This window comes from Methylobacterium nodulans ORS 2060 (genome assembly GCF_000022085.1).
Lineage (GTDB): Bacteria > Pseudomonadota > Alphaproteobacteria > Rhizobiales > Beijerinckiaceae > Methylobacterium > Methylobacterium nodulans.
Genome location: NC_011894.1, coordinates 4054312 through 4077044, shown reverse-complemented (window position 1 = coordinate 4077044; position 22733 = coordinate 4054312). Strand labels below are relative to the sequence as shown.

At 63.8% G+C, this 22733-nt stretch carries 15 protein-coding genes and 5 pseudogenes; 17 read left to right on the top strand and 3 right to left on the bottom strand.

Features of this window, described 5'->3' with window-relative positions:
* Positions 1-385 precede the first annotated feature (385 nt).
* The 3 genes and pseudogenes from MNOD_RS18885 (at position 386) to MNOD_RS18875 (ending at position 2925) form a co-directional block, all read left to right on the top strand.
* On the top strand, positions 386-1420 hold the full coding sequence (locus tag MNOD_RS18885; protein ID WP_341874466.1) for a hypothetical protein: 1035 nt from the start codon (positions 386-388) through the stop codon (positions 1418-1420).
* Between the two features lie 148 nt (positions 1421-1568).
* Positions 1569-1820 (top strand): annotated as a pseudogene (locus tag MNOD_RS18880) (dihydrodipicolinate synthase family protein); the annotation flags it as partial.
* Positions 1821-2013: 193 nt separating this feature from the next.
* Positions 2014-2925 (top strand): ornithine cyclodeaminase family protein, encoded by a 912-nt coding sequence (locus tag MNOD_RS18875; RefSeq protein ID WP_244424533.1) that lies wholly within the window; start codon positions 2014-2016, stop codon positions 2923-2925.
* Between the two features lie 290 nt (positions 2926-3215).
* On the opposite strand, the pseudogene MNOD_RS43595 reads toward MNOD_RS18875, so the two are convergent.
* A pseudogene (locus tag MNOD_RS43595) lies at positions 3216-3550 on the bottom strand (transposase family protein); the annotation flags it as partial.
* A 513-nt stretch (positions 3551-4063) separates the two neighbouring features.
* Here MNOD_RS43595 and nifH point away from each other — a divergent pair.
* The 10 genes and pseudogenes from nifH to MNOD_RS18830 all read left to right on the top strand — a co-directional run bounded on the left by nifH (position 4064) and on the right by MNOD_RS18830 (position 13754).
* Positions 4064-4963, top strand: a complete 900-nt coding sequence (nifH, locus tag MNOD_RS18870; protein ID WP_015930533.1) for a nitrogenase iron protein — start codon at positions 4064-4066, stop codon at positions 4961-4963.
* A 70-nt stretch (positions 4964-5033) separates the two neighbouring features.
* Entirely contained in the window at positions 5034-6551 is a 1518-nt protein-coding gene (gene nifD / locus MNOD_RS18865; protein WP_015930532.1) for a nitrogenase molybdenum-iron protein alpha chain, read from the top strand.
* Between the two features lie 433 nt (positions 6552-6984).
* Positions 6985-8523 carry a nitrogenase molybdenum-iron protein subunit beta gene (gene nifK, locus MNOD_RS18860; RefSeq protein ID WP_015930531.1) on the top strand — a complete coding sequence of 513 codons (1539 nt, stop codon included), beginning with the start codon at positions 6985-6987 and terminating at the stop codon, positions 8521-8523.
* A gap of 75 nt (positions 8524-8598) precedes the next feature.
* Entirely contained in the window at positions 8599-10119 is a 1521-nt protein-coding gene (nifE, locus tag MNOD_RS18855; RefSeq protein WP_015930530.1) for a nitrogenase iron-molybdenum cofactor biosynthesis protein NifE, read from the top strand.
* Positions 10116-11498 (top strand): nitrogenase iron-molybdenum cofactor biosynthesis protein NifN, encoded by a 1383-nt coding sequence (gene nifN, locus MNOD_RS18850; RefSeq protein ID WP_015930529.1) that lies wholly within the window; start codon positions 10116-10118, stop codon positions 11496-11498. Before nifE ends, nifN begins: the two co-directional genes overlap by 4 nt.
* Positions 11467-11958 (top strand): nitrogen fixation protein NifX, encoded by a 492-nt coding sequence (gene nifX, locus MNOD_RS18845; protein WP_015930528.1) that lies wholly within the window; start codon positions 11467-11469, stop codon positions 11956-11958. Before nifN ends, nifX begins: the two co-directional genes overlap by 32 nt.
* A gap of 15 nt (positions 11959-11973) precedes the next feature.
* On the top strand, positions 11974-12456 hold the full coding sequence (locus MNOD_RS18840; RefSeq protein WP_015930527.1) for a NifX-associated nitrogen fixation protein: 483 nt from the start codon (positions 11974-11976) through the stop codon (positions 12454-12456).
* A 13-nt stretch (positions 12457-12469) separates the two neighbouring features.
* Positions 12470-12583, top strand: a pseudogene (locus MNOD_RS50015) (CCE_0567 family metalloprotein); the annotation flags it as partial.
* Between the two features lie 111 nt (positions 12584-12694).
* Positions 12695-13009, top strand: coding sequence for a ferredoxin III, nif-specific (gene fdxB / locus MNOD_RS49195; protein WP_043751555.1), 315 nt, complete (start codon positions 12695-12697; stop codon positions 13007-13009).
* Entirely contained in the window at positions 12981-13754 is a 774-nt protein-coding gene (locus tag MNOD_RS18830; protein ID WP_015930525.1) for a nitrogen fixation protein NifQ, read from the top strand. The genes fdxB and MNOD_RS18830 overlap by 29 nt, the downstream gene beginning before the upstream one ends.
* Before the next feature lie 375 nt (positions 13755-14129).
* Here the strand turns inward: MNOD_RS18830 and MNOD_RS18825 are convergent.
* Positions 14130-15169 (bottom strand): annotated as a pseudogene (locus MNOD_RS18825) (IS110 family RNA-guided transposase).
* Positions 15170-15321: 152 nt separating this feature from the next.
* Between MNOD_RS18825 and MNOD_RS43585 the strand changes: the two are divergent.
* Positions 15322-16162 (top strand): annotated as a pseudogene (locus MNOD_RS43585) (IS5 family transposase).
* A gap of 1197 nt (positions 16163-17359) precedes the next feature.
* Here MNOD_RS43585 and MNOD_RS18815 read toward each other — a convergent pair.
* On the bottom strand, positions 17360-18010 hold the full coding sequence (locus tag MNOD_RS18815) for a TetR/AcrR family transcriptional regulator (RefSeq protein ID WP_015930522.1): 651 nt from the start codon (positions 18008-18010) through the stop codon (positions 17360-17362).
* A gap of 510 nt (positions 18011-18520) precedes the next feature.
* Between MNOD_RS18815 and MNOD_RS18810 the strand changes: the two genes are divergently transcribed.
* The 3 genes from MNOD_RS18810 (at position 18521) to MNOD_RS18800 (ending at position 22716) form a co-directional block, all read left to right on the top strand.
* On the top strand, positions 18521-20194 hold the full coding sequence (locus tag MNOD_RS18810; RefSeq protein ID WP_015930521.1) for an AMP-binding protein: 1674 nt from the start codon (positions 18521-18523) through the stop codon (positions 20192-20194).
* A 92-nt stretch (positions 20195-20286) separates the two neighbouring features.
* On the top strand, positions 20287-20946 hold the full coding sequence (locus tag MNOD_RS18805; protein ID WP_157091507.1) for a nitroreductase: 660 nt from the start codon (positions 20287-20289) through the stop codon (positions 20944-20946).
* A gap of 111 nt (positions 20947-21057) precedes the next feature.
* Complete coding sequence (locus tag MNOD_RS18800) at positions 21058-22716, top strand: MFS transporter (protein ID WP_015930519.1); 1659 nt, start codon at positions 21058-21060, stop codon at positions 22714-22716.
* The last annotated feature ends 17 nt before the right edge of the window (positions 22717-22733 follow it).

Genomic DNA, 22733 nt, shown 5'->3' with positions numbered 1-22733 from the left:
TTCGCCTCGGCCGTGCGGGCGCGGCCCTCGCCATACCCCATCGCGACGACAAGCTCGGCTGAGCCCTCTGTCCGCACGCGGAGCGAGGCGATGCGCACACAGCGACGTGTGAAGGCGCAAGTCCGTGCGGGTGAGGGATGTTCCGCGTCAGATCCGGATCCCGCCCCCTCCCCTCGGCCGTTGCCGCAGCCGCACGCCAATGACCTCACGCGAAAGCCGAGGTCATCTCCCTCCTGCCCCGCCGCTGTCGGACATTGTCAGATTCCCGACAGCTGAGTGAAGTTTCCGCCAATCACCGGCGGTTCCACTAACGGACTGAGCTCAATAGCAAAACTACTCCAGAAGCATTTGGCACCTCGCTTGCGCAGAGGTCCGGCAGCGGCGGATGCCGCTGACGACGGTGACATCGGGAGCGATGTCGCCATCAACCAAGCGGGGTTTGACCATGACTGGTCTGCGCCAAATCAAGCTTCTCGGTCTCTGCCTTGACTGGACGATGACGGAGCCTTTAGAACTTGCGCAGCATTCTGAGAAAATCAAGAAAATGGCACAAGCCCTTGCGGCAAAAGGAGTTCTCACGCTCCAGACATGCTCTCGGACTGAGTTCTACGGCGAGGAGACCGCACTCAGAAACATCCCGAGCGAGGCATTTGCCGGCCTTCCCTTCAGAAGCATTGAAGGTGCGGCCGCCATTGGGCAACGTTTCGCCGAGATTGCATCCGGCGGTCGTTCCCAGATCCTCGGCGAGAGGAACATCATCCAGCAGCTCGAGGACGCTTACAAACGTGGTGACCCAAACCTTCCGATCTTCCAGATCGCACGGCAGGGGATTGATTTTGGTCTGACCGCACGCGAGAGACATCAGTTCAACGCACCGCCCATCTACGATCAGTTCGTCCGAGACATCATGGCTGATCGATATCGGAATGGCGAGCTTCCCGACCACCTTTACCTGCTTGGATCAAGCAACCTGAGTTACGACCTGATCGAGAGCGGTGTGGAAGAGCATTTCCGTTCCACGACAATCGTGACGCGGGACCCGAAGAGCGCTCGCAAACGTCTCCGCCGCGAGACTGACAAAAAAGTCGAGGTCATACACCAGAAAGAATTTGGGCACGCACGCGAACCACAGTCGCTCGTCGTGATCGCAACCTCCAATCTCACCGATCAAGACAAAGCCGATCTTCAGAATGCGCTTCTGCGGCTGGAGCCGCGCACGGTAGTGGACCTGACGGCAAATCCAGTGATGGCGGCAGCCCTAGCCGGGAAGCTCAACTACGTGAACATGTACGGCGAAGAGTTCCGCCGGTTAATCGACCAGAACAATGAGCAGCTGGCTCCAAAGGTGCCGCTCGTGCGTTCCGATATCGAGGCGGCACTCCGGACAGCGCAACTCGATCTTTCCGCGAAGGCACCGTAACCCCAAAGCGGCACACCCCCTGTCGGGCGCCAACCCGCGGCTCGCGGCCTTCGTCGGCCGCTCCACGGAACAGGCCCGCCGTCTCGGTCCCCTCGCGGCCGCGGCGGGCGCACCCTCGACCACATCTGCCACACAAGGACGGTAACCCATGGCCTATTCAGACTGGGGCGGCATCTTCCCGGTTCTCGTCACCCCCTTCGGAGCCGATGGCTCCATCAACGAGATCCGGTACAAGGCGCTCATCGACGACGCGATCGCCAATGGCGCGCAGGGCGTGGTGGCCGCCGGCAGCACCGGCGAGTTCTATGCCCTCACCAAGGCCGAACGCGCGCGCCTGTTCAAGCTGACCGTTGACCACGCGGCGCGCCGCGTGCCCGTGCTAGGCCTACGAGCAGAGCTACTACCGTGCACAGTGATCCGACTAAACAGCGCCGGCTAGAGAAATCGCGCCCATCGGTAGAGCGATTTAGAACGGCCTCGCCTGGGCGCAGACCATTTCCTCCGGATAACAAATCCGATGCCAAGAGCATAGGTGATACATGGCAACATGTGCAGTAAGATGGCTTAGCAGGAGTGACGTTCTTGCGGCAGCGTTGCCGCTTGCCTCCGCATTGGAGGTCGTCGAAGCTACGCTTCGAGACCACGGTAACGGCGCATTCGAAAACCCGCCCAAAACCGGCGTTCACCCTCAACATGATGCGTTCATCCACGCCATGGCGGGCTGGCTGCCCAGGCAGAAGCGTGGGGGCGTTAAATGGGTCGCGGGCTATTCCAGCAACTACAAGAGCGGCCTGCCGAATATTACCGGCCTGATGGTTCTCAACGATCCGGAAACGGGCCTACCCATCTGCGTCATGGATGCAGCCTACCTGACTGCGGTGCGCACGAGCGCTGCGTCGGCTATCACCAGCAAGTATCTCGCGCCAAGCAACGTGGATAGGATTGCAGTCATTGGCGCTGGTCTGCAGGGGCTTTATCATGTGAAGCTGATGTCGCTGATCCACCCCTCGGCCGAGTTCCAGGTGGTAGATATCGATCCCAGCGCCGTGGACCGTCTGGCCAACCAGGTCTCGGCAGAGGCACGCGTCGTCCACGTTCGAGAGGCCGAGAGCGCCATACGCGCCGCCGATGTCGTGGTGACTGCGACGAGCCGATTGGAGGAAGTCGTGTTCCAGTTCGGCTGGATGAAGAAAGCCAGCCTGGTGCTCCCCGTCCATGTCCGGGGATGGTCCCAAGACATCACGACGGCGTCGGACGCATTATTCACGGACGACGTGGAACAATTCACAAACTTCATACGCGCGACAGGCTCGCCGTATGAGGATTTATCGCGTGTGCGAGGCTCCGTGAGTAGTGTCATCGTGGGAAAGCTGACTGGCCGGTCAAGCAACTCCGATCGCATCGCGGTATTCAATCTTGGCTTGGCGATTCATGATGTTGCCATCGCCGCCGAGATCCTATCTCTCGCAGAGCGGCAGAACATAGGAACAGTCGTAGCCTACTAAAAGCAACATACATGGCCGACAACGGCTTCGCTGCGGGCAGCGATATATGGAGGCAGTTTTTCAGTAGACAGGTAAGCGGCCACGCCGAGGGCCGAAGGCCCTCGGCGTGGCTCTGTTGCATTAACCTGGCAAGCTACAGGATGTAGTAGCAACTCAGGCTAATAAACACGCTAAGGATTGTGCCTCACAAAGTTAATGCAACAGGGCCGGTTTGCGACAGCACCTCCCCCCAACTTCTTTCCGGTCTCTGATGTCTACGTAGAGCGGTCTCAGAGTCTGTTGGGAAAGGGTTATTTCACAGTGATTGAGGCGAGAAGCCGGGTTATCGAGGCGAAAAGCATGGCTGCCGCTGAGATGTGAAGAAGCGTGTCGCAGTCCAGCTTGAGACGGCGCGACACCGTGAGAGCGCCGATGCTTTGTTCGATCCGCCACCGCTTCGGCAAAAGGACAAAGCCCTTTGCGAATTGCGAAGGACCGCTTCTACGGCACGGTTCATCCCAGCCTGAACCGCCTCGATGAAACGGCTCTTGCAGCCACCATCCACCACGATGGTCGTGATCCAGGGACACAGACGAACCAAGCGCTTGACCAGCGGGATGCCGCCCTCCTGATCCGGTAGCCGAGCGACCTGCCGGGGGCTTCACCCGACACGGCGCGCTGCGTCGCAGCTGGCGCGGCCCTTGCTGGTGAGGTTTCGCCTCGGCCGTGCGGGCGCGGCCCTCGCCATACCCCATCGCGACGACAAGCTCGGCTGAGCCCTCTGCCCGCACGCGGAGCGAGGCGATGCGCACACAGCGACGTGTGAAGGCGCAAGTCCGTGCGGGTGAGGGATGTTCCGCGTCAGATCCGGATCCCGCCCCCTCCCCTCGGCCGTTGCCGCAGCCGCACGCCAATGACCTCACGCGAAAGCCGAGATCATCTCCCTCCTGCCCCGCCGCTGTCGGACATTGTCAGATTCCCGACAGCTGAGTGAAGTTTCCGCCAATCACCGGCGGTTCCACTAACGGACTGAACTCAATAGCAAAACTACTCCAGAAGCATTTGGCACCTCGCTTGCGCAGAGGTCCGGCAGCGGCGGATGCCGCCGACGGCGGTGACATCGTGAGCGATGCCGCCATCAACCAAGCGGGGTTTGACCATGACTGGTCTGCGCCAAATCGCGTTCTACGGGAAAGGGGGGATCGGCAAGTCGACCACCTCCCAGAATACCCTCGCGGCCCTCGTCGAGAAGGGTCAGAAGATCCTGATCGTCGGCTGCGATCCGAAAGCTGATTCCACGCGCCTCATCCTCAATGCGAAGGCGCAGGACACTGTCCTCAGCCTCGCGGCAGAGGCCGGCTCGGTGGAGGACCTCGAGCTCGAGGAGGTCCTCAAGATTGGCTACAAGGGTATCAAGTGCGTCGAATCCGGCGGCCCTGAGCCGGGCGTCGGCTGCGCCGGCCGCGGCGTCATCACGTCGATCAACTTCCTCGAGGAGAACGGCGCCTACGACGACGTCGACTACGTCTCCTACGACGTGCTTGGCGACGTGGTCTGCGGCGGCTTCGCGATGCCGATCCGCGAGAACAAGGCCCAGGAAATTTACATCGTCATGTCCGGCGAGATGATGGCGCTCTACGCCGCCAACAACATCGCCAAGGGCATTCTCAAGTATGCCCATTCGGGCGGCGTCCGGCTCGGCGGCCTTATCTGCAACGAGCGCCAGACCGACCGCGAGCTCGATCTCGCTGAGGCGCTGGCCAAGCGGCTGAATTCGCAGCTCATCCACTTCGTGCCGCGCGACAACATCGTCCAGCACGCCGAGCTGCGCCGTCAGACAGTGATCCAGTACGCGCCGGATTCCGCCCAGGCGGGCGAATACCGCAAGCTCGCCGAGAAGGTCCATGCGAATGCGGGCAAGGGCACCATCCCGACCCCGATCACCATGGAAGAGCTGGAGCAGATGCTGCTCGACTTTGGAATCATGAAGACCGAGGAGCAGCAACTCGCCGAACTCGCCGCCAAGGAGGCTGCGAAGGCGGCCGCCGCCCTGCGCTGATCGTATGGACATCCGGGAGCGGCCCGCCGGGGCCGCCCCAGCCGCTGCCATCCACGGAAGGTCGACTGCCATGAGCCTCGATTACGAAAACGACGGCGCATTCCACGAGAAGATTATCAAGGAAGTGCTGGCCGCCTATCCCGACAAGTTCGCCAAGCGCCGCCGCAAACACCTCTCGGTTGCCACCCCCGCCGCCGCGGACGAATCCGCGCCGGAGGAGGAAAAGGCGCTCACCGAGTGCGACGTGAAATCCAACATCAAGTCGATCCCGGGTGTCATGACCATCCGAGGCTGCGCCTATGCCGGCTCCAAGGGCGTGGTCTGGGGACCGGTCAAGGATATGATCCACATCTCGCACGGACCGGTCGGGTGCGGGCAGTATTCCTGGTCCCAGCGCCGCAACTACTACATCGGCACGACCGGAGTCGACACCTTCGTGACGATGCAGTTCACTTCCGACTTCCGGGAGAAGGACATCGTCTTCGGTGGCGACAAGAAGCTTGACAAGGTCATCGACGAGATCGAGACGCTGTTCCCGCTCAATCACGGCGTGACGATCCAGTCGGAATGCCCGATCGGCCTGATCGGCGACGACACCGAGGCGGTGGCCAAGAAGAAGATGACGGACATCGGCAAGACCGTGGTGCCGGTGCGCTGCGAGGGGTTTCGCGGCGTGTCGCAGTCGCTGGGCCACCACATCGCCAACGACGCGATCCGCGACTGGGTGTTCGAGAAGCAGGAGCGCGAGTTCGCCTTCGCGGGCACGCCCTACGACGTCAACGTGGTCGGCGACTACAATATCGGCGGCGACGCCTGGGCCTCGCGCATCCTGTTGGAGGAGATGGGCCTTCGCATCGTCGGCAACTGGTCGGGGGACGCCACCCTCGCCGAGATCGAGCGCGCGCCGAAGGCCAAGCTCAACCTCATCCACTGCTACCGGTCGATGAACTACATCTGTCGCTATATGGAGGAGAAGTACGCAATCCCGTGGATGGAGTACAATTACTTCGGCCCGTCGCAGATCGCGGCCTCTTTGCGCAATATCGCTAAGCATTTCGGTCCCGAGATCGAGAAGAAGGCAGAGGCGGTGATCGCCAAGTACCAGCCCCTCGTTGATGCGGTGGTCGCAAAGTACGGTCCGCGGCTGAAGGGCAAGAGAGTCATGCTCTATGTCGGTGGCCTGCGCCCGCGCCACGTGATCACAGCCTACGAGGATCTCGGCATGGAGATCGCAGGCACTGGCTACGAATTCGCCCATAACGACGACTACCAGCGCACCGGCCACTACGTTAAGAAAGGCACGCTGATCTACGACGACGTGACAGGCTACGAACTCGAGAAGTTCATTGAGACGATCCGGCCCGACCTCGTCGGCTCCGGCATCAAGGAGAAGTACCCGGTCCAGAAGATGGGCATTCCGTTCCGGCAGATGCACTCCTGGGACTATTCGGGCCCGTATCACGGCTATGATGGGTTCGCGATCTTCGCCCGGGACATGGACTTGGCGATCAACAACCCGGTCTGGGGCCTGTTCGACGCGCCCTGGAAGAAGACGCCGGCGCCCTTGCTCCAAGAGGCCGCCGCGTAAGCAGGCGCTCTTGGTCCGGCCGTTCGGGATGAGCGATCGGATAATGGCTTGGCAGGGTACCCCTCTCCCGGAGATGGGAAGGCGATCGAAGATCGCGCGTGAGAGTGGCGCGGGTTCAGGATTGAACTGGAGCGTCACCGCTTCCAGCGGCGCGGTTCAGTCTTCTTGCTGAACCGTCGGTCCCTCACCCCTATCCCTCTCCCACTCCGGTGAGGGGTTTTCCCTGCCTTGATCACGTTGATCGATTCAGGACTGCAGTAATCAGGTATTTCTCGACGAAATAGCGCCGACACATCGCGAAAAATGATGCAAGCATATAAATGTTGAGCGGATGCCGTTCCACTGTGAACGGTCGCTGCTCTTCGAAAACGCCATCCCTGTGTTCCGAATGATGCGTGCCGCCGTATGACGCGGCCGCCAACAGGAGCAGACCATGCCCCAATCCGCCGATCAAGTACTCGATCACGCACCGCTGTTCCGCCAGCCCGAATATCAGGAGATGTTCGCCCGCAAGCGCGAGCAGTTCGAATGCCCGGCCTCCAGCGAGGCGGTCGAGGCGCAGCGCGAATACGCCAAGACCTGGGAATACCGCGAGAAGAACCTCGCCCGCGAGGCCTTGGTGGTGAACCCCGCCAAGGCCTGCCAGCCGCTTGGCGCCGTCTTCGCGGCGGCGGGCTTCGAGCGCACGATGAGCTTCGTGCACGGCTCGCAGGGCTGCGTCGCCTATTACCGCTCGCACTTGTCGCGCCACTTCAAGGAACCCTCCTCGGCGGTGTCCTCCTCGATGACCGAGGACGCGGCGGTGTTCGGCGGTCTCAACAACATGATCGACGGCCTCGCCAACACCTATTCACTCTACAAGCCGAAGATGATCGCGGTCTCGACCACCTGCATGGCCGAGGTGATCGGCGACGACCTCCAAGCCTTCATCCAGAACGCCAAAAACAAAGGCTCGGTGCCGAAGGATTTCGATGTTCCCTTCGCCCACACCCCGGCCTTCGTGGGCAGCCACGTCGACGGCTACGACCACATGATCAAGGGCATCCTTGAGCATTTTTGGGAGGAGCGGACCCGCCAAGCGGGCACGCGGATCAACATCATCCCGGGCATGGACGGGTTCTGCGTCGGCAACAACCGCGAGCTGAAGCGCCTGCTCGGCCTGATCGGGGTGGATTACACGCTGATTCAGGACGCCTCCGATACCTACGACACGCCCTCGGACGGCGAGTTCCGGATGTATGCGGGCGGTACGACCCTGGAGGAGGTCGCGGCCGCGCAGGATGCCAAGGCGACGCTCTCGCTGCAGAAATACTGCACCCGCAAGACCCTCGATTACTGCGCCGAGCAGGGCCAGGAGGTCCACGCCTTCCACTACCCGCTCGGGGTGCGTGGTACCGACGAGTTCCTACTCAAAGTCTCGGAGCTGGCCGGCGTCGAGATCCCCGAGGAAGTGACGATGGAGCGCGGGCGGCTCATCGACGCTATGGCGGACAGCCAGTCCTGGCTGCACGGCAAGAAATACGCGATCTTCGGCGATCCGGACGTGGTCTACGGGCTCGCGCGATTCATCCTGGATACCGGAGGCGAGCCGATCCACTGCCTCGCCACCAACGGCAACAAGACCTGGGAGGAGGAGATGCAGGCGCTACTCGCCTCCTCGCCCTTCGGCGCGAGTGGGCAGGTCTGGGCCGGCAAGGACCTCTGGCACCTGCGCTCTCTGCTCTTCACCGAGCCGGTCGATTTCGTGCTCGGCAATTCCTACGCCAAATATCTGGAGCGCGACACCGGCACGCCGTTGATCCGCACCGCCTTCCCGATCTTCGACCGGCACCACCACCACCGCTTCGCGATCATGGGCTACCAGGGCGGCCTGCGCCTGCTGACGACGATCCTCGACAAGATCTTTGATAAGCTCGACCAGGAGACGATCGCCCTGGCCAAGACCGACTCCTCCTTCGACCTCACCCGCTGAGGACGGCTCCGGGCGCCGGCTCTCCGGCCGGCGCCCCCTCCCGCGCGTGTTCGACCAGATCCGAAAGGCATTTCCATGCTCAAGGACAGAATCGCGGACGTGTTTAACGAGCCCGGTTGCGAGAAGAACCAGGCCAAGAGCGCCAAGGAGCGCAAGAAGGGCTGCTCCAAGCCGCTCACGCCCGGGGCCGCGGCGGGAGGCTGCGCCTTCGACGGCGCCAAGATCGTGCTGCAGCCGATCACTGACGTGGCCCACCTGATTCACGCGCCCCTCGCCTGCGAAGGCAACAGTTGGGACAACCGCGGGGCAGGCTCCTCCGGTTCGGGCCTCTGGCGGCGCAGCTTCACCACCGACCTCACCGAACTGGACGTGATGATGGGCCAGGGCGAGCGGAAGCTCTACCGGGCCGTGCGCGAGATCGCCCGCACCCACGCTCCGCCGGCGATCTTCGTCTACTCCACCTGCGTCACTGCGCTGACAGGCGACGACATCGAGGCGGTCTGCCGCAAGGCGTCCGAGAGCTACGGCCTGCCGGTGGTGCCGGTGAACGCGCCGGGCTTCGTCGGCTCTAAGAATCTCGGCAATAAGCTCGCGGGCGAGGCCCTGCTCGATCACGTCATCGGTACCGTCGAGCCGGACGATGTCGGCCCGACCGACATCAACATCCTAGGCGAGTTCAACCTCGCGGGCGAGTTCTGGGCGGTGCGGCCGCTCTTCGAAAAACTCGGCATCCGCATCCGCGCCTGTATCTCGGGCGATGCGCACTACCATGAGGTTGCCGCCGCCCACACGGCGCGAGCGACCCTGATGGAATGCTCGACCGCCCTCATCAACCTCGCCCGCAAGATGGAGGAGCGCTGGGGCATCCCGTTCTTCGAGGGTTCCTTCTACGGAATCTCCGACACCTCAGACGCCCTGCGCCAGACCACGCGGCTCCTCGTCTCCCGCGGCGCGCCCGCCGATCTGATCGACCGCACCGAGGCGCTGATCGCCGAGGAGGAGGCGCGGGCCTGGGCCAAGCTCGACTCCTTCCGGCCCGGCCTCCAGGGCAAGCGCGTCCTCCTCAACACCGGCGGCGTGAAGTCCTGGTCGGTAGTCACGGCCTTGATGGAGATCGGCGTCGAGATCGTCGGGACGTCCGTGAAGAAGTCGACCGCCGAGGACAAGGAGCGGATCAAGCAGCTCCTCAAAGACGACCACCACATGTTCGAGAGCATGGCGCCACGCGACTTCTACGCGATGCTGGTTTCAAACAAGGCCGACATCATGCTGTCGGGCGGGCGGTCGCAGTTCATTGCGCTGAAGGCCAAGATTCCCTGGCTCGACATCAACCAGGAGCGGCACTACCCCTATGCGGGCTATGACGGGATGGTCGAGCTGGTGCGCCGCATCGCCATCGCCCTGTCGAACCCGATCTGGGCCGACCTGCGCGAGCCAGTGCCCTGGGATGCGGAGGGACGGCCGACCGATGGCGCTGGCATCGCCGTGCCCGACGCCTCGCGCGGCGAGGACCCGACCTACCTCGCCCATGGCCGCCGGAAATTCGCCAGCGCGGGCGCCGACGACATGGCCGAGTGCCGAGGGAGAGCGCCATGACTCCGGTCACTCTCCTCACCAAGGCGGCCTCGACCAACCCGCTGAAATCCTCACAGCCTCTCGGGGCGGCCCTCGCCTTCCTCGGGATCGACGGCGCCATGCCGCTGTTCCACGGCTCGCAGGGCTGCACCTCCTTCGCCCTCGTGCTGCTGGTGCGGCACTTCAAGGAGACTGTGCCGCTCCAGACCACGGCGATGGACGAGGTCGCCACCGTGCTCGGTGGCACGGATCACCTCGAAGAGGCGATCCTCAACCTCAAGACCCGCACCAAGCCCAGCCTGATCGGCATCTGCACTACCGCCCTCGTCGAGACCCGGGGCGAGGATTTTTCGGGCGACCTCACCCTGATCCAACAGCGCCACGCCGGCACGCTCGGTGAGACCGAGCTGATCCTCGCCCAGACCCCCGACTTCGCAGGCGCAATGGCGGAAGGCTGGAGCAAGGCCGTCGAGGCCACGATTGCCCGCCTCGTGCCGCCGGAACCCGGCCGCGTCACCGCCCTCAACCAGATCAACATTCTGCCGGGCCAGCACCACACCGTCGCGGATGTGGAGTTCCTGCGCGACAGCGCCCGCGCCTTCGGCCTCGAACCCGTCATCCTGCCGGACATCTCCGGCTCCCTCGATGGCACGGTGCCAGAGCGCTGGATCCCCACCACCTATGGCGGCACGGCGGTGGCGGCGATCCGCGGCATGGGCCGGGCTCTCCACACGGTGGCGCTCGCTGAACACGTGCGGGGGGCCGCAGCGCTCATCGAAGCGCGCACCGGCGTGCCGTTCACGGTCTTCGATACGCTCACCGGCCTCAAGGCGGCGGACCGCTACATCGTGCTGCTTGCCGCACTGTCAAGGCGCCCAGTGCCGGCGGCTCTGCGCCGCCGCCGCAACCAGCTCCAGGACGCGCTCCTCGACGGGCATTTCCACTTCGGCGGCCAGCGCATCGCCATCGCGGCCGAGCCCGACCTGCTGTTCGGACTCGTGAGTTTCTTCGTCGGGCTCGGCGCGGTGGTGGCGGTCGCCGTCACTACCACCGGCGACAACCCGATCCTTGCCCGGGTGCCCGCCGAGGCGGTGCTGGTCGGCGATCTCGGCGACCTGGAGGCTCGGGCCGGGGGCTGCGACCTCCTCGTCACCCACAGCCACGGCCGGCAGTCCTCCGAGCGACTCGGCATCCCGCTGATGCGGATGGGCTTTCCGATCTTCGACCGGCTCGGCTCCCAGCACCGGCTCACGATCGGCTACGAGGGCACGCGCAACCTGATCTTCGAGGTAGCGAACCTGTTCCAGGCGAACCGCCGCGACCCGACCCTCGAATCCCTCAATCCCTTCCGAAACCGGGGAGAGATCCATGACGGCCCTGCGCAGATTGCGGCTCGTTGACAGCGAGAAGGCGGGGGAGGCGCCCGCCGTCCCGGCGGTGCGCGTCGCCATCACCACGCAGGACATGAAGAGCCTCAACGCCCATTTCGGCTCCGCGCGCCACTTCGCCCTCTACAACGTGACGCTGCGGGGGTGGAGCTTCTTCGAGGCCGTCACCTTCGAGGACGTCTCGGACGAGGGCGGTCAGCACAAGACCGACGGCGACCGCATTACCCCCAAGGTCGAGGCCCTGCGCGGCTGCCACCTGCTGTTCTGCCTCGCCATCGGCGGCCCCTCCGCCGCCAAGGTCGTTACCGCGAAGGTCCACCCGATCAAGATCGCGCGGGCGCAGCCGATCGAGGCCGTGCTGGAGCGCACCCGCGACATGCTCGCGGGCTCGCCGCCCCCCTGGCTGCGCAAGGTGCTGGCGGCGGCCGGCGCGGTCGCCCCCAAACCCTCCTTCGTCGACGACGAGGATTGAGAGGAGACGCTGATCATGTCCGAGACCGACACCCTGGAGCGGGCGCAGGCGGCCGACGCGGCCGCGTTGGCGACGCCCTTCGTCACCGCCCTGGTGCGCCTGCTTCGCGCCCAGGACAGCTACGGCGCCTGGGAGAAGAAGCCGGACGCAGTGCTCTTGAAGGATTTCATCGTCTCCAAGGATCAGCGGCGGCAGATCCCGATCATGGGCGATCCCGACCCGGACGTCCTGTGGCGGGTCGAAATGTTCTTCACGGCGGTCGGTCTCGCCGTGGAGGAGCGGACGCAGCTCATCGCAAGCCCAATGATGAAGATGAGCCACGAGGGCTTCGGCCGCGTGCTGCTTACCGCCGGGCGCCTCATCGTCCTGAACAAGTACCTGCGGGACGTGCACCGCTTCGGCTTCGAGAGCCTGACCACGCTCGCCGAGGCCGGGACCAAGGCCGCCGACGAGGCGGCGGCCCTGATCGAAGCCCATCCCGACGTCGCCCGGAGCTGACGGAGGCCCTGCCATGTCCGATACCGAGACCCTCAAGACCGAGATCAAGAAGCTCTCGGCGCGGTCCGCAACCGCCAAGATGAACCTGCACGACTCTGCGGAGGACCTGCCGACCAACTGGCAGAGCGTTCCAGCCGTGGCGCAGGAGACCCACGACGCCTTCGCGGCGCTGGACGCGGCGCGCTCTGAAGGCCGCCGAGGTCGCGGCGGCCTGACCCTCATCGGAAGGAACCCCGCCATGGCCTTTACAACGCGCGACGGCCGCGCCTGGATACCGGACTTCCTCGTGGCCATCGACGAGACTACCTGCATCGGCTGCGGCCGCTGCTATAAGGTGTGCTCGCGGGACGTGATGCATCTGTTCGGCGTCGGCGACGGCAACCTGCTCCTCGGCAAGATCGAAGAGGACGAGGATGACGACTTCGACGGCGAGCTTGTCCGCAAGGTCATGGTGGTGGACAATGCCGGGGCCTGCATCGGCTGCGGGGCGTGCGCCCGGGTCTGCCCCAAGAACTGCCAGACCCATGTCCCCGCCGACCGGATCGCGGCCTGACGCCGTGCCGGCCGCCGCCCACTACGCCGCCCTGATGGCGGGGCACGCCGTGTCCCGCCCGGCGGCCGATCCCTTCGACGCGCATGTCTTTGCCTGCGTGCTCGCCCTGTGCACGGCGGAAGCTGAGGCCCTCGGCGAGACGCTCGCCGACCGGCTCGGCCTCCGGCCGGAGGAGGTCGCCGCGATTGAGGAGGTCTACTTCGCGCCCGGTGCCGTAGGGCGGAGCGGCGTTCCGACCGGCCTGCCGGTTGCGGTGGAGGAGGAGGTCACGGTCCGCGACCTCCTCGTCGCGCACCGCGCCGAGCGGGGCAGCGAGGAGGTATGGCTCGCCGCGATCGTCGCCCGCCGGGCCATGGAACCCGACCATCTTTGGCAGGATCTCGGCCTGCATGCGCGGGCCGAGCTGTCGCGCCTGATGGCGCGGCACTTCCCGGTGCTCGCTGCGGGCAACGACCGGAACTTGAAGTGGAAGAAATACCTCTACCGCCGCCTGTGCGAGGCTGAGGGTTTCGTCCTTTGCACGGCCCCGAGCTGCGCGGCCTGCGCGGATTTCAGCGTCTGCTTCGGGGACGAGAGCGGGGAGAGCCGCATGGCCCAGCGGCGGAGGCTGGCCGATGAGGCCTTCGCGGCCGAGACCGCGGCGACCGCGTGCGCGGCGGTCCCGGGTCACGTCTCGACCGAATCGAGGCGGCGATGCCGGGTTGCGCTGCATCAAGGTGCCTCGCCGCCCGCGGGCCGACGCTGACGGCCGCCGGGTCTGACCCCGAACGCCGTTCCGTTGCGCAAATTCCTGCCGCTAGTGCTTCAGACGCTCCGTCTCGCTCTGAGAGCCTCTCTGATTGGGGTTGCTGGCGCAAGCAGCTCCTGACCAGGTTCTGCCGGTTTTCGGGCTGGCCGGGTCGCTCCCGCGGGTCACGCGCTTCTCTTCGCGGTCGGCGCAGTGGGCCGCCGCAGCATGGGGTCAGGCGAGCAAGGTGTCTCAATCGGTTCGACGACCTGGCCTGCTGGCGCCGACCGGTTCTGAACTCTCATCGCGATCACCTCGCCCATCGTCCCCGCGCGAACGATCCGGCTCACTCCGGCAGAGGCAGGCTCGCCGGCTCCTGCCAGGGTGTCTCTCTCACGCGGCCGCCGTCACGGCTGGCTCCTGACCGAAGCGGAACGCACTCCCATCGCACCACAGGCGGTGGAGCACGACCGCCAACTTGCGCGCCACCGCCACCCGCGCCCGGGCCATGCCGCGCTGCTGGGCGATCCGCATCCCCCAGGCCGCAGGCTCGACCACTGGCGGGAGCGCACCAGGAGGGTCTGCGCGGCTTCGTCGAGCGCCGTGCGCGCCACCTCATCCCCACACCGACTGATCCGGCCCTGGAGGTCGGTCTCGCCTGACTGGGAGCGGGTGGGCGTCAGGCCCAGATGCGCCCCCACATCCCGCGAGCGGCGGAAGCGTTCGGGCCGGTCGATGGTGGCCCGATCAGCCAGCGCGATGATCGGGCCGACCCCCGGCACCGTCATCAGCCGCCGGCTGACCGCGTCCTGGCGCACGATGGTCCGCACCTGCCGGCTCAGACCGGCGAGCTGGGTGAGCATCGCGGCCAACACGCTCAGCAGCGGCTCGACGAGGAGCCGGATCCGCTTGTCCTCGCCCGCCAGCTCGCGCACCCGGGCCGCGAAGGCTGCTCGGCTCGGAGTGCCGAGCTTGAGCCTACCCTCGCGCAGGATAGCCCGCACCACGTTCTCGATGGTGCGCATCTGATTGAGCAGGGTGCGGCGCGCCACCAGCAGCGAGCGCCAAAGCCGAGACTGGCGCGACTTGACGTGGACCTGTCAGTACCAGCCGGTGCGCATGATCTGGGCGAGCGCGCGGGCATCGTTGCGGCCGGTCTTGTTGGGCCTGGTCTTCATGGCCGCCTTGGCTTGACGCGGCTCGATGCAGAGCGCCGGCAGCCCGGCGGCGGTCAGCTCCTCGTGCAGCCAGGCGCTCAGCGAGCAGGCTTCCAGGCCGATGCGCTCCAGCGGCAGGTCGAGGGCCATGAGCGCGGCGATCAGAGCGGCTGGCTCGCTCTCGGCTCGCAGTTCTTTGGTGATGCGGCCTGTCTCATCGACGACGCAGATGGCGGTCTCTTCCAGGGAGACGTCGAGTCCAGCAAAGGAGCGCATGGCTGCTCCTTCCTGATGCGTGTGGCGATCCAAGCTCGACCACGATCTCACATCTCGACAGCAGCAGCCGCCTTCCAGGGCTCGGCCGCTCAACCCCAATCACCCCATCTGTTGGGAAAGGGTGGCCAAGAGAAAATGTGAGATGATAAAGCATGTCTGCTCGTCTCGAATGGATAAATGGCCTTTCCTTGGTCTGGAGCGATGAAAATCGATCGGGCGATGACCGTCGCGATCAGAGATATCCCCGTGATATGACGAATGACGAGTGGCAGGCCTTGGAGCCCCTTCTTCCCCTTGCGAAGGGGCTCGGTCAACCACGGACCTATCCCCTTCGGGAGATCATGTACGGAATCCGCCATGTGCAGCGGTACGGGATCCCGTGGGATGCGATGCCAAAGGATCTGCCGCCCGCCAGTCTCTGCTACGACCATTGGCGGCGGCTCACCGACGGCGGTCACATGGAACAGATCAACCACCATCTTGTCATGCTCGACCGAGAGAGGTCTGGAAAAGAAGCCAGTCCGACCCTCGCGATTGTCGATGCGCAGGCGGTGAAGTGTGACGCCTCGCAAGGCGAGCGGGGGGTACGACGCCGGGAAGAACGTTCTGGGGCGCAAGCGCCATCTGGCGGTCGACAGCGACGGACGCCTGCTGGCGGTGATGATTACCGGATCAGGAGGGCGGCATCCCGCTGGTCAAGCGCTTGGTTCGTCTGTGTCCCTGGATCACGACCATCGTGGTGGATGGTGGCTGCAAGAGCCGTTTCATCGAGGCGGTTCAGGCTGGGATGAACCGTGCCGTAGAAGCGGTCCTTCGCAATTCGCAAAGGGCTTTGTCCTTTTGCCGAAGCGGTGGCGGATCGAACAAAGCATCGGCGCTCTCACGGTGTCGCGCCGTCTCAAGCTGGACTACGACACGCTTCTTCACATCTCAGCGGCAGCCATGCTTTTCGCCTCGATAACCCGGCTTCTCGCCTCAATCACTGTGAAATAACCCTTTCCCAACGGACTCAAGGCGGGACGCCATCGCCCGGCATGGCAGATGGCGCCCCTGACCACTCGCGTACCGAGGATACGCTTATGGCTATGTCTGAGCCTAATTTCTCTGTGTTCGATGTGAAGCAGCTCGCGGAGCTGTATGACATCCTCTCGACCCTGAAGTCCGTGTTGCTCGCGATCCAGTGCCAGCCCCGCTGTGAAACCAGCACGCTTGGCTCCTTCGTTGAGGACGAGGGCCGCCGCTACGGCCAGGCCCCGCTCCCTCGTAGCAGCATGGCCGTAAGGCTGCTCAGAGCAAGGCGCCGGCCCATCAGGGCCGTGGAGCCTTTGACCCGTGAACGCGCTCGGCCTTAGCTTGGTCTTCGAGGAAACCAGGGGGAACATCGCATGTGTGGCGCTGGTGCTCGTGGGTCAGCCTCACGTCGGTCCGGCAAGCCTTATCCGGTCCTGGATCGCTACCTGCTCAACTCGCGTCGTCGCGCCGCGAACGACAACGGGTGGTACTCGGAAAGCTTCAGGTTCGCTCTGGTGATCTCCGGCATGGCGCTCGCTGGCGCTACCGCTTTCGTCACTTTTGCCGTCCCGCTGTAGCGCGCCGCCTTCTCCCGGGCGAAACTGTTCAGGCGGGCCGCCAGCGGCTGGGGAGCCGCCGAGGCTCAAGCTAGCCTCTGAAGCTTGACGGCCGTCTAGCCCCGTCCAGGCGCAAGGAAGCGGCATCCTAAAGTCTGACCGCCGGAGCTGAACCAGGTTCGGCTGGGGCTGATCGGTGCCGGGAGGTCTTGCTTCTAATCGGCCTGCTAAGCTCTCACGAGCGACGTCGTTCGCATAAGGGCGGGATACCGTTGGCGAATTCCCACTGGCGCCCCACGAAGCACGCCGACGCAGGGGCTTCATGCTCGTGAAGCAGCCGCGCGAGACGCCTGGCCGAAGGGCCGCTGGAATTCGCCAACAGTATCGGGCGGCATACGGAACCAGAGTTCCTCACGGTGCGACGGCGATAAGGACCGGAGTTGCTCACCCCAGCGCGTGCCGTAGGTGGCCGCTAAGGTGCAGTGTGCTCGCACAAGAGAGGCATGGAACGTGTCAATCGGCTGGTCACAATGTAGGTGGGTGTGCTGCCCGGCGGCATGTTTCTCTGGCAGCACCGTACTTCTGGATGTTCTCAAAACTTTCATCCGCCACTGCTTTCCTCCTAATCATCTACGATTGATGGAACAGCCATTCGCCCACTGACGCCGCGGAGACAGAACTCGATAATCGACTTGGCATGATCTCGGCGTTCTGAGTCTGTTGAGAGATCATCCGAGGCCAAAGGGCCGACTAGACCTTCGAAAATTGATCCGACGATACAGGCGGCCGACGCCTGGATGTCCTGCGGCGGGAATGTCCCGTCTCGGACCCCCTGCTCGATGATGGTCTCGAACACGCGCGCGAGTTTGCGCCGGTACTTCAGGCGTGCCGACTCGATCTCTGGCTCCACGGGTTCTGCCACGAGTGCGTGTGCCAAGCGCCTTCCCCGCAGCGCCCTGCTGGCGAAAAGCCAAGCCGAAGCCGATAGACGGTCGGCAGCGTCCCCCTCACCCATGGCCACACCCGCCGCGACGTCGACTTCGCGCTGTGACACCTCCGAGACGACATCGACCATCAGGACGGTCTTGGATGGGAAGTGGCGGTAAAGTGTCCCCAGGGCGACACCCGCCGCATCAGCCACCGCCGACATCTGTGCTTCCCGGAACCCAACGCTTGAGACGAGTTCGCGGGCCGCACGGAGGATTTGCAAGCGCTTCTCTGAAGAGCGGCTTCTAACGGGACGGCTCTGCACCGCCAGATTTGCACGCGTCATCGGTATCCTGTTTGAGGGCCGGAGCCACGGATAGGCGGGCCAGCACGCGCAATCTAGGTCACGGCGCAATGGGTGTCGCTCGCCATCTCGCATCAGCGGAACACCACAGTCTACACCTGAGCCGAGACCGCTGCGTTGGGCTCAAGCCGTCCTACGGCCTGCCCTGCGGCGCATTGGCACGCCCGCCTGCCGATCCCTCGGCGGCGTCGAAGAGCTGTTGACATTGTAGAATCAGGATTCTAGTTTCCCCGCCATACCAACCGGAGCGCTCCAGGAAAATCCTTTCCGTGAAAAAGCTTGCGCAGACAGGCAGCATGAACCTGGATTATCGCTAAGGCTCTAATAAGGGCATGCTCTAGAACATTCCGGGTAACCATCGCATCGCGCCGCACCTGTATCGTGGTCGGATCAGCATCCGACAGCACGCCTTTGCCATTCAGGCAACATGCCTGGATACGCACATTCGTGCCGAAAACATGGTGCAGTATTCTTCTGGAGGAAACAGTGTCGATGTCTTTGCAGCAGAGCGGGCCTGGCCTGTCACGCATCAGAGAACTCATCTCTTTATATGCAGATCCCAAGGTGAGCGTGGCGGAAGTCCTTTGCGACCGCTACACGCAGGACGCCTTGGCGTACAAGGTGGTGGGCTCTGATCTTGAAGCCACCAACCTCACCTACGGAGACCTGCGCGTCCGGTCCGAGCGGTTCGCTTCCGCGCTAGCCGGTCTCGGTGTTGGACCTGGCGATCGCGTCGCCACCTTGATGGGCAAGAGCGTCGAGTATCTCGTTACCCTGCTGGCCATCTGGCGCCTCGGTGCGGTCCACGTCCCAATCTTCACCGCGTTCGCGCCGCCCGCCATCGCCTTCCGGCTCCTCGGCAGCAGAGCAAAGGTAATTGTGTGCGATGCGGCCCAGCAGCCGAAGCTTGCGCCAGGCCAGGACATCCCCGCTGACGCCCATTGGAAAGTGGTGACCACTGCCGGGCCGGAACAAGATGTTCAGGGCGCGCTGCGGTTCGCGGACCTCGTCGCTTCGAGTTCCCCGGGCATGCCCGCCGCGAGGCTTGGCGGCGACGCACCAATCATCGAGATCTACACATCGGGTACGACTGGACGGCCCAAGGGCGTCGTCGTCCCGACACGGGCTCTTGCCGGCTTCAGAGCCTATGCCGAATTCGGGCTTGGTATACGAGCCGACGATCTCTACTGGTGCGCCGCCGATCCTGGTTGGGCCTATGGTCTCTATTTCGGAATTCTTGGATCCTTATCAACGGGTGTTCCAAGCTTGCTGTATGGATCCGGCTTTGACGCGGGCGCGACGCTTGAGATCCTGTCGCGCTATGGCGTCACGAACTTCACTGCGGCACCCACGGTCTACCGTTCCCTGCGCGTCTATTCGGGCCCAATCCCGAAGATCACAAAGCTTCGCTGTGCGTCCAGCGCCGGCGAGCCTCTGACTCCTGACGTAAATCTCTGGGCGGGCGACGCGCTGGGAGTGGCAGTTCACGACCACTACGGCCAGACCGAAGCGGGGATGCTGATCAACAATCACCATCACCCCGATCTCCGGCAGCCTCTGAAGCCTGGTTCCATGGGGCGGCCGCTTCCCGGCTGGTCGATGCTGGTCCTGAAGGATCAGGAGGACGCTCCGGCGGCGGACGGTGAGCTCGGGCGCGTGGCGGTGGAGTTGAGCGAGAGCCCTCTCGCCTGGTTCTCAGGATACATCGACGATCCGCAGAAGAGTGCAGAGAAGTTCGCCGGCAACGGCCGCTGGTACCTGACGGGCGACGCAGGCCGCCGGGATGAGGATGGGTATTACCACTTCGCATCGCGCGACGATGACGTGATCATCATGGCGGGCTACCGCATCGGGCCGTTCGAGATCGAGTCGATCATCGTGACTCATCCCGCAGTCAGCGAGTGCGCCGTGATCGCGGTACCGGACGAGACCCGCGGCGAAGTCCTGGAAGCCTACGTCGTACTCCGTTCGGGCGAGCAGGCGTCTCCAGAGATCGTCCGCGAGATCCAGAGCTGGGTGAAGACCCGCTACGCCGCACATGCCTTCCCAAGGAAGGTGCATTTCACCGAGGCGCTGCCCAAGACGGCGAGCGGCAAGGTGCAGCGCTTTGTCCTCCGCCAGCAGCGACGGGCCGAACTGGCATCCCAGGTTCCTGAGGCGGTTTGAGATGGTCGCCCAACGACTGACGTGGCGAGAGATGCCTTTGGGAGACGGAAGTGGAAACGTCAACTGGGCCGGCGTTGGTCGGGAACAGCACGGTGATCGAGACAGTCGTGAATCGCCGGTCCATTCGGCGCTTCCTGCCCGTACCAGTGCCGGTGCAGACGCTGCGGTCGATCCTAACGGGGGCAGCGCGAGCGCCCTCCGGGACCAACTTCCAGCCCTGGCACGTCCATGTTGTGACTGGACAGGCCCGCGAGCGGCTCTCGCGCGCGGTAATCATGGCTGCCGAGGCGGGGGAGCGATCAGACGAGTATGCCTACGCGCCCTCGCCGGTGCAGGAGCCCTATCTCTCGCGGCGGCGGCAAGTCGGTTACGAACTTTACAGATTGTACGGGATCGCGCGGGACGATTATGCCGGCCGCAAGCAGGCCATGCTGCGCAATTTCGAGTTCTTCGGCGCCCCAGTCGGGCTCTTCTTCACGATGGACAGGAGCCTGCTCCTTGGCTCGTGGCTCGACTGTGGAATGCTCATGCAGAACGTCATGGTCTTGGCCCGCGCCCACGGCCTTGAGACGTGTCCGCAGCAAGCGTGGTGCGAGTATGGGGGCGTCGTGCATGAGCAGCTCGGCATTCCGCAATCGCAGATCATCTTGTCGGGCATGGCGATCGGTGTTGCCGACCCTGCTGCGCCTGAGAACGGACTGATCAGCGAGCGGCTTGAATTGGACGAGTTCACAAAGTTCCACGACGAGTGAGTCATCAATTGTTCCTATTACCTGGGAACAGCGAAAAACTACTGAGTGAAACACACACCAGCGTGAAATGTGACATGTCAAAAAAACACGTGTTTACAGAGGGAGGAAAAATTGGAACACGTCCTAGCTATGACCCGGACGGCGACAATCTCGTCCAAATATCGGAAGGTCATCGTAGCTGCTTCCTTGGGAACGGTGTTTGAATTCTATGACTTCTTTCTGATTGGCCTCCTTGCAGCAGAAATCGCCAGAAACTTCTTCTCCGGTGTAAACCCGACTGCAGGCTTCATCTTTACCTTGCTTGGCTTTGCTGCCGGCTTCATGCTCCGGCCGTTCGGGGCGATCGTCTTTGGGCGCCTGGGCGATTTGGTAGGTCGCAAGCATACATTCCTCGTGACCATCGTCCTGATGGGCGGGTCTACCTTCGCCATCGGTCTTCTGCCCGCCTACGCAACGGTTGGGATCCTGGCTCCGATCGGCTTCGTGACGATGCGGATGATTCAGGGCCTCGCGCTTGGCGGCGAGTTTGGTGGCGCGATGATCTATGTCGCGGAGCATGCCCCCTCCGACAAGCGGGCAGCTTGGACGGCTTGGGTCATTTTGACCGCGGCTGTCGGTTTCCTCCTCGCCGTCTCCGTGATCATCCCTCTACGCTTGACGATTGGCGCTGATGCGTTCGGCCTGTGGGGTTGGCGCGTGCCCTTCCTTGTCTCGATCGCTCTTCTCGGCGTCTCACTGTGGATTCGTCTGAAGCTCGACGAGTCTCCCGAGTTCAAGCGCATGAAGGCCGAGGGTCGGGCATCCAAGTCGCCCCTGGGTGAGACCTTCGGCACATGGAAAAATGTCCGCCTGATCCTCACCGGCGCTTTCTGTATCCTGCCGGCCCAGGCTGTCATCTGGTACACGGGTCAATTCTATTCTCTCTTCTTTCTGACCCGTGTTCTCAAAGTCGAAAATCTCTCCGCGAACATCATGCTGATCGTTGCAACGGTCCTTACTATTCCGTTGTACGTCCTCTTTGGCAGCCTCTCCGACCGCATTGGCCGGCGGACCGTCTACGTGGGCGGCTACGTCCTCGCGGCGGCTCTGACGATCCCGATCTTCCAGGCAATGACCCACTACGCCAACCCGGCGCTGGAGCGTGCCCAGGTTGCGGCCCCGATTTCGGTCGCGGCGGCGAGTAGTGACTGCTCGGTCCAGTTCAACCTGCTCGGAACCTCAAAATTCACGACCACCTGCGACGTGGCAACCGACGCCATCACGAAGCTTGGTCTGAACTATGTGAGTGCGGATCTCCCCGCTGGGTCCGCTGCCGAGGTCAGAGTCGGGGACCGTGTGATCGTGTCGTACGCGGGGGACGCGCCCGATGCCCCGGCGCAAAAGGCCCGCTTTGACCGTGAACTTGCGGCGGCGCTTGGCGAGAAGAACTACCCGCTCGGGGTCGCAGCGCCGGAGGACGTGAACGCCCCGATGATCGTGTTCCTGCTCATGGTTCTTCTGAGCTTCGGGGCCATGACCTTCGCACCGTCGACGACCTCGCTTCTGGAGATGTTTCCGTCCCGCATCCGCTACACGGCAATGTCCTTTCCTTATCACCTCAGCGCAGCGTGGTTTGGAGGGTTCCTGCCGGCGACCGCCTTCGCGATCGTGGCGGCGACAGGGAACATCTACTCAGGGCTCTACTATCCGGTCTGCATCTGCATTGCCTGCACGATCCTGAGCCTCCTGTTCGCCCGGGAGACGAAGGGAGCCGACATCGCGCGGGGCTGAAGACGACCTCCGGATCG